Source organism: Alkalibacterium thalassium (assembly GCF_900101165.1).
Classification (GTDB): Bacteria; Bacillota; Bacilli; order Lactobacillales; family Carnobacteriaceae_A; genus Alkalibacterium; species Alkalibacterium indicireducens.
In genome coordinates this window covers 1-7570 of sequence record NZ_FNFK01000074.1, presented here as the reverse complement: position 1 = coordinate 7570, position 7570 = coordinate 1, and the positions used below count along the sequence as shown (strand labels likewise).

General features: G+C 37.6%; 8 protein-coding genes and 1 pseudogene. 1 reads left to right on the top strand and 8 read right to left on the bottom strand.

From position 1 onward, the window contains the following. Window positions 1-229, top strand: a pseudogene (locus BLR76_RS12085) (IS110 family RNA-guided transposase); the annotation flags it as partial. Window positions 230-326: 97 nt separating this feature from the next. Here BLR76_RS12085 and BLR76_RS10525 read toward each other — a convergent pair. The 8 genes from BLR76_RS10525 to BLR76_RS12400 all read right to left on the bottom strand — a co-directional run. Next, complete coding sequence (locus tag BLR76_RS10525) at window positions 327-1265, bottom strand: LysR family transcriptional regulator (protein ID WP_091268768.1); 939 nt, start codon at window positions 1263-1265, stop codon at window positions 327-329. A gap of 77 nt (window positions 1266-1342) precedes the next feature. Then, window positions 1343-2119 (bottom strand): enoyl-CoA hydratase/isomerase family protein, encoded by a 777-nt coding sequence (locus BLR76_RS10520; protein ID WP_091268766.1) that lies wholly within the window; start codon window positions 2117-2119, stop codon window positions 1343-1345. A gap of 204 nt (window positions 2120-2323) precedes the next feature. Continuing rightward, window positions 2324-3175, bottom strand: coding sequence for an IS3 family transposase (locus BLR76_RS10515; protein ID WP_281241349.1), 852 nt, complete (start codon window positions 3173-3175; stop codon window positions 2324-2326). 32 nt (window positions 3176-3207) lie between these two features. Then, window positions 3208-3468 (bottom strand): transposase, encoded by a 261-nt coding sequence (locus BLR76_RS10510; RefSeq protein ID WP_091268762.1) that lies wholly within the window; start codon window positions 3466-3468, stop codon window positions 3208-3210. Between the two features lie 67 nt (window positions 3469-3535). Further along, a complete protein-coding gene (locus BLR76_RS10505) occupies window positions 3536-4723 on the bottom strand; it encodes a thiolase family protein (RefSeq protein WP_091268760.1) in 1188 nt (395 codons plus the stop codon). Window positions 4724-4754: 31 nt separating this feature from the next. Continuing rightward, window positions 4755-7010 carry a 3-hydroxyacyl-CoA dehydrogenase/crotonase FadB gene (gene fadB, locus BLR76_RS10500; RefSeq protein ID WP_091268755.1) on the bottom strand — a complete coding sequence of 752 codons (2256 nt, stop codon included), beginning with the start codon at window positions 7008-7010 and terminating at the stop codon, window positions 4755-4757. Between the two features lie 86 nt (window positions 7011-7096). Then, the gene (locus tag BLR76_RS12405; protein ID WP_281241348.1) at window positions 7097-7291 is read right to left on the bottom strand and encodes an acyl-CoA dehydrogenase family protein; all 195 of its coding nucleotides are present in this window, start codon (window positions 7289-7291) and stop codon (window positions 7097-7099) included. Between the two features lie 28 nt (window positions 7292-7319). Beyond that, window positions 7320-7570: acyl-CoA dehydrogenase family protein (locus tag BLR76_RS12400; protein ID WP_281241347.1), on the bottom strand; the 251-nt coding region annotated here is incomplete at its 5' end.

Below are 7570 nucleotides of genomic sequence, written 5' to 3'. Positions count from 1 at the left end.
CGAACACCGCCAGAAATATTTACAGTTAAAAAAACGACGTGGCCACAAAAAAGCGATTATTGCCATTGCACGTCGCCTTTTGACAGCTATATATTATATGCTGCTTCGTGACGAACCCTATAATGCGTCTCTCTATAAGACCGAAGGGCTTCGTCCAGGGAGAGAGATGACTGTCGAACAAGCAATTAGCTTTGCAAAAAGTCATGGGTTCTCGATTAAAGTTAGCTGAATTCATTTTCTGAAACTTTCATGAAAACCAACTCTTTTTTAAGTGCGCCTCCTACTCCTTTACACCTCATTAGTCTTTAATTACATATTTTCAAACTTTACACGTCCTCTTGATTAGTTAAAAAATCGTATCTTAAGCTTAGGTCATCTAAATAAAAGTACTCCAAAAGGGAGTTATAGAAGAATGATTCGAACTTACTGTATCGTTCCTTCTTTGGACGTACAAGCATTGGGATACTAATAATGGGAGATTCCATCGGTTTACTAACTACCCCGACAAAGTTCAAATTTTCTATAAATTGTTTGAAATTAACAGTTGGTAAAATAGCTACCAGTTCCGAATTACTACAAGTTTCAATTAGATAGTCAAAAGAGTTCGATGTAAATAAAATTTTACAATCTAATTCGTGTTTCTTAATCTTTTCTTCTAGCTGTTTGTATATTGGCTCTTCTTTAGAATACGTGACTAAATTAAAACCGTTTAAGTCTTCCCAAGTTAACTTATCTATTTCATTTAATGGATGGTCTTTGCTGATAAGCGCTTGCACTTCCCCCTTAGCTAACGGATGTTCTTCATAGAGATCCGGAGCTAATTCAGTAGGATTCATAATAATTGCAATATTTAAGTGATCATCCATTAAGTTTCTTCTTGTGGGGGCGGACTCTGATTCTATAATCTCAATATTAGCCTTCGGATTACTTAGAATAAATGTTGGTATAAATTTTGTGAAAAACAATCTTAATATTGTCGGATGAATCCCAATTGTAATCCTTCCTTGTTGTTGCTTAGACTGCTCTAGTATTAAATCCTCTAACTGATAATACTTATCTAAAATAACATTAACATGTTCATATAATTGATAACCTAGTTCTGTCAAATCAATAATAAGACCATTCTTACGTTTAAATATATTAATCTCATTATCAGCTTCAAACTTTTTTATAAATTGACTAAGAGCAGATTGTGAAACATATAAACGTTCAGCTGCTAAGGTCAAATTATAACCGGACTCAACAATTTCTTTTAAATATTCCATCTGTACTAGCTTAAGAATTGTACTCACTCCTATTCAAATAATGCTGTTACTTAAATAGTAGCAAATCTTTCCCCAAATTAGAAGCGTGGTTCTCTTTTCTCAAGGTAAGCTTGCACTGCTTCATAGTGTTCAGGGTGTTTTGAGGCATTGTGCATCTCTTCAGCCTCAATTTTATTTGTTTCATTAATTTTTGGATAAAGCATTTCTTCAAATAAGCGCTTCTGTCTACCGATTGCAATAGTCGGACTTTTAACAAGCTTTGAAGTTAAACTATTAACTACATTATTAAAGTTTTCTGAACTAGCTACATCGTACACTAACCCATATTCTACTCCTAACGAAGCATTGATTGGTTTATTCAACATCATATGACGCTTTGCTCGGTGGACACCAATAGATTGCTGTAATAAATATGCCAACCCCGTGTCACCAGGGAATGCCATTTGAATAAAGGCCGTGTACAACTCTGCTGACTCTTCCATAATAATAAAATCACAGGCCATAATAAGGCCCAATCCTGCACCTGCAGCTTTCCCGTTAACAGCTGCTATCACAGGCTTACTGTTTTTTAAAATGCTACCAATAAGATCCCCTGTTTTTCTAACATCTTCGTACGGAATGGGTTGTTCATTCAATAACAATTGTCCAAATGTCTTGATATCTCCACCCGTGCAGAAAAATTTTCCTGCACCAGTTAAGACAATCACCTTGACTTGTTCATCTTTATCAGCTTTCTTGATTGCTTCGATAAGTTCATCAAAGGATTCAGGGACTAATGAGTTCCCTGAATCTGGACGGTTAAGCATGATGGTTGCCACATTTTTTTCTATTTTATAATTAATTGTTTCAAACATAACTGACTCTCCTCGAGAACTCTATTGGTATTACGTCAATATCTTGGACACGATTTAAGAGAATTTCTTAATGAAACATGGACCCGTTTTGAGGCCTCAAGGTTTCGGTAAACGTTCTAACCGCTGACGCTTTTTAGAACATTTACCGAAACCATGAGGATAGCTAAAGTCTTTCTATTTAACCGTCCTATGGTTCCGTCTAACTTAAATGACTGCTTGATCTAAGTATCCTTGCTCTATGGCTAGGGGCGTTCGGTTCCCAAGTGCCGAGTGGATTCTCTTCCGATTGTAGAAGGCTTCAATGTATTGAAATAATTCTCTATAAGCCGTATCGAAATCAGGATAATTCTTTTGATAAACTTCTTCCTTTTTTACGATAGAATGAAAGGATTCGATTACGGCATTATCGTGAGGACTCCCTTTCCGACTGAAACTATGACGAATCCCTTGTTTTTCCAGCGCAGATTCATACGCTTCGCTTGTGTACTGTGAACCAAGATTAGAATGGAGAATAAGGCCTTCGGCCGCACCGTATCGTTGGGTTGCCTTGGTTAAAGTATCTAAGACCAGATCTACAGTCATCTGTCGGCTAAATGACCAAATGGCTTTCCGTGAATATAAATCAAGGATCGTGGAGAGGTAACTCCATTCATCTTTCCCTGTCCAAATGTAGGTAATATCCGTTACCCATATTTGGTTCAATCCAGTGGTAGAAAAATCTTGATTTAATAAGTTTACCCGATCGTCTGGCACAGGATCAGCGGACCTATGTGGCCGCCATGTCTTTTGTGTAATGGACCGAATGCCCTGTTTATTCATCAGTTTTTGAACACGTTTGAGACTGCAGTCTTCGTTTTCTTGAGTAACCAAGATTGCATGAATTTTCGGGGCACCATACACACACCCACTTGATTCCCATATGCGTTCAATTTTTTTGAGGATACGCCGATTTTCACGCTCTCTATGCGATTCCTCGCGATTAACACGTTCATAAAAACTTGAGCGTGGAATATCAAACAATTCCAGTGTTCGCTTTAAATTGATGTCGTCTTTGATTGCGTTGAGTTCGAAAATAAAGTCATCGCGGTCTATTTTTGAGTGAAAATGGCTAAGACCTTTTTTAGGATATCATTGTCTGTCTTAAGACGGGCATTCTCTACTTTAATTTTTTCGATATCTGCTTCAGAATACCCGGTTTTTTCATCTGTGGAATATTTTTTGATCCACCGATAAATGGTTTGTTCTGCTATGCCATGTTCCTCACTTAAATTCTTTACTGAATGACCATTTTCGTACAAACTGACTAGCGTTTTCTTATAGTCGACATCATAGGATCTTCGGTTTGACATCGATAGACACTCCTTTTCGATAGTTTATATTCTATCAAAACGTGTCCAGGATTTCATACTAACATCACTATCTCATGTATTCAAAAATAGCAGCCGCTCCCATACCTCCACCGATACACATTGAAACAAGTCCATATTTACTATCTTCTTGTCGTTTCATTTCTGATAATAAGCGTGATGTTAAGATAGCACCTGTTGCTCCAAGTGGGTGTCCTAGTGAAATAGCTCCACCATTAACGTTTGTAATTGCCATATCAATACCTAGTTTTTTAACCGATGCGATCGCTTGCGAAGCAAAGGCTTCGTTCAATTCAATTAAATCAATGTCTTCTAATTTAAGTCCTGTTAATTCTAATACTTCTGGGATGGCATATGCTGGACCAATACCCATAATTTTTGGATCAACACCTACCGCTTTGTATCCTACAAATCGAGCAATCGGTGTGACACCTAATTCTTGTACTTTACGTCCTGACATAACAACAACAAATCCCGTACCATCAGAAACTTGAGAAGAAGAGCCCGCAGTTACAGTCCCATTTTTCTTAAATATTGTTGGTAATTTAGCTAATGTTTCAACTGTGGACTCCGGGCGAATACCTTGGTCAGTCTTAAAAGTTATTTTTTCTGATTTTGGTCCTTCATCCGTATAATTCACTTGTTCAATTTCGACCGGTATAATTTCATGATCTAAACGCCCTTCCGTCTGAGCAGAATGTGCTCTTTGGTGACTTTGTACAGCAAATTCATCTTGTTCTTGGCGACTGACATTATGTTCTTCAGCTACCATCTCTGCTGTTAGTCCCATTGGGTACGATACCCCTTCATCTGCTGATTCAAGCGTCGGGTTATTTGTTGGTTCTGTACCACCCATAGGTACTTTAGACATAAACTCTACCCCACCAGCTGCGATAATATCAGCTTGTTCTGACATAATTGCGTTAGCAGCCATGGCAATGGTTTGTAGACCGGATGAGCAGTAACGGTTAACGGTCTGTCCTGGAGTACTTTGTGGTAGACCGGCTAAGAGTGCAATCGTACGGGCAACGTTCATTCCTTGAACACTTTCTGGAAAAGCCGTGCCAACAATTAAATCTTCGATCATTTCTGGTTTGAAGTCGCCATCAACGCGATCAACTACACCTTTTAGTACTTGTCCTGCAATATCATCTGGTCGACTGAAAGCATATGCCCCGCTTGCTTTTCCTTTACCAATTGGTGAGCGTCCATAAGCTACAATATATGCATCTTGCATCTGATTCAATCCCTTCCTGTAAATTAAACTCTTAGTTTCTAAGTGGTTTTTTTGTTTCTAACATATGTGTAATACGATCTTGGGTCTTTTCTTCTTCAGTTAAAGCAACAAATGTCTCACGTTCTAAACGCTGTATGAAGGCTTGATTAATGTAAGCTCCTTCTGGTAAATCACCACCAGTCATAATATTAGCGATATGGACAGCTAACTTAAAGTCATAGTCCGAAATAAAGTTACCGACACGCATCGCTTCTAATTGACCTTGAGCCAATGCTTTAAAGTCACGGCCTAGTGTTTGGAATTTTTGTGGTGATTTTGGAATGTAGTTAATACTGCCTAGGAACTTCGCTTTTTCTAAAGCTACTTCAACACGCTTATCCGCATTTGCGATAATTGTATCTGTATCTCTTAAGAATAAGTTCCGGCGTGCCTCGTATGCGTTCATATTTACATGCGCACTGGCAATATTTTTTACTACATCCGACATTTTCTTCACTTTATTTGCTTTAATAGTATCTTGAGTCATTACACGTTCTGTTAGCTCAGCTAATCCGCCACCTCCAGGAATCAGACCAACACCGACTTCAACTAAACCGATGTAAGTTTCAGCTGCTGCGACAACATATGGTGATGCAAGTAGTAACTCTGCTCCGCCACCTAATGCACGGCCACTAGCTGCAGTAACAATTGGTTTTGTTGAATAACGTAAACGGTTGACCGCTTCATGTAACTCTTTGACAATACCTTCGACAAACTCTGAACCTGCACCGGAATCAAGGCCAAATTTAATCATCATCAAGTTGGCACCGACAGAAAAGTTTGCGCCATCAGAGTAAATTACCATAGATGTGTATTCTTCATTTTCTAACTTATCAATCGCTTCAATTAAATCGGTTGAAAACTCTGGTGTAATAGTATTTTTCGGTGTTTGGAATTTGAATAGTAATTGTTTATTGACTTCACTTAGTTTTGATGAATTATCACGGTCCCACACAACACCTGTTTCTAACTCTTCAATTGGTGTCACGTTTTCTAATAAAACATCTTCATCATAGAAGTTATCTGATTTTTCTTTTACCCATTCTGGTAAGTCGTATCCTTCTTCAATAATTCGATCTTTAACTCTTTCAAATCCCATTGTATCCCATAATTCAAATGGTCCTTTACGCCAATTAAAGCCCCATACCATTGCACGGTCAATATCAATAAACTCATCCGTTGCTTTTGGTACATTATGTGCTGCATAAATGAACATGTTACGTAGAGTTTCCCATAAGAACTTACCACCTTTTGTATCAGATTCAAAAATCACATCTAAGTTCTTAGTAATACTTTTTTGAAGCTGTTCTAAAATTTCAAGTTGTGGCTTTTCACTTTTTTTATATTCTAATGTTTCAGGATTAACAACTAAGATATTCTTTCCTTCTTTTTTGTAGAACCCATGTTTTGCTTTACGCCCTAATGCACCTTTTTCTACTAATTTAGGAAGTAGCTCTGGAGTTTTGAAAAAGTCTGATTCACTCTTATCCTGCTGTAATCCTTTAATGACAAACTGGCCGATATCGTTACCAACTAAGTCTGATAATTGATAAGTCCCCATTGGACGACCGATCACTTTACCAGTTAAAGCATCTACTTCATTGATAGATAGACCATCTTGCTCTGCACGGTACATGATATCATTTAATGTATGAATTCCTGTACGATTTGCTACAAAAGCTGGAACATCTTTTGCAACAACTACACCTTTACCTAGTGTATCTTCAGCAAATAATTTTGCCTTCTGAACAACATCTTCTGATGAGTTCATATTCGGGATAATCTCCACTAGTTTCATATATCTCGGTGGATTAAAGAAGTGTAGTCCAATAAAGCGCTTTTGCAAGTCTTTACTTAATGCCTTAGATATAGCATTGATAGGTATACCTGATGTATTTGTTGCAAGAATTGCATGATCTTTAGCTACTTTAGCTACTTTTTTCCAGATATCATGTTTAATTGAGATTTCTTCTTTCACTGCTTCGATAAAAATATCTGCATCGGAACTTTCTGTTAAATTATCATCAAAATTACCGTAAGTTATGTTCTCAACAAATGTTTGATCATATAGCTGACTTTTCTTTGGATTAACGATTGAATCATACCCTTGTTTTGCTAATTTGTTAGGGTCATCCTTATCAATTACTACATCTAATAATTCTACTTTCATCCCAGCATTAACGAGTAGGGCAGCAATTTGACTGCCCATTACTCCAGCTCCGAGTACTGTTGCTTTTCTTATTGACATTCGAATCCCTCCATAAATAAATTCGGCTAGATCTTTAAAAGACACAGCAGCTTAAGCGTTCACTTGAGCCGTGGCTAAATAAGTTTTTAATTGAATGCTGCTTCACCTGTTAGAGCACGGCCTATAACTAGTGCATTAATTTCATGCGTACCTTCGTACGTATAAACAGCTTCCGCATCACTGAAGAAGCGGCCAATATCTGTTTCTTCAACTGTAATACCGTTACCACCACAAATGCCACGTCCCATTGCTACTGTTTCACGTAAGCGTAATGCATTCATCATTTTACCTGTTGAAGTAATTACTTCATTAATAATTACCATTCTCTTGTGCTTCGGCTATATGTGCACACAATGACATTGCATTCATTACATTACCTTGCATCATTGCAATTTTCTCTTGAACTAATTGATAGCTGCTAATTGGATTCCCAAACTGCTCACGTTTTTTCACATATTTTAATGTTGCTTGTAGTGCACCAGCCATAGTACCTGCAGCCATATGAGCAACACCTGCACGCGTTGAGAATAAGATTTTAGCAATATCTCTAAATCTGTTTA

Excerpts from the sequence above, each read along its gene's own strand:
- fadB (WP_091268755.1), bottom strand. The coding sequence starts at position 7,010 with ATGTCAATAAGAAAAGCAACAGTACTCGGAGCTGGAGTAATGGGCAGT.
- BLR76_RS10525 (WP_091268768.1), bottom strand. The coding sequence starts at position 1,265 with ATGGAATATTTAAAAGAAATTGTTGAGTCCGGTTATAATTTGACCTTA.
- BLR76_RS10510 (WP_091268762.1), bottom strand. The coding sequence starts at position 3,468 with ATGTCAAACCGAAGATCCTATGATGTCGACTATAAGAAAACGCTAGTC.
- BLR76_RS12405 (WP_281241348.1), bottom strand. The coding sequence starts at position 7,291 with ATGAATGCATTACGCTTACGTGAAACAGTAGCAATGGGACGTGGCATT.
- BLR76_RS10520 (WP_091268766.1), bottom strand. The coding sequence starts at position 2,119 with ATGTTTGAAACAATTAATTATAAAATAGAAAAAAATGTGGCAACCATC.
- BLR76_RS10505 (WP_091268760.1), bottom strand. The coding sequence starts at position 4,723 with ATGCAAGATGCATATATTGTAGCTTATGGACGCTCACCAATTGGTAAA.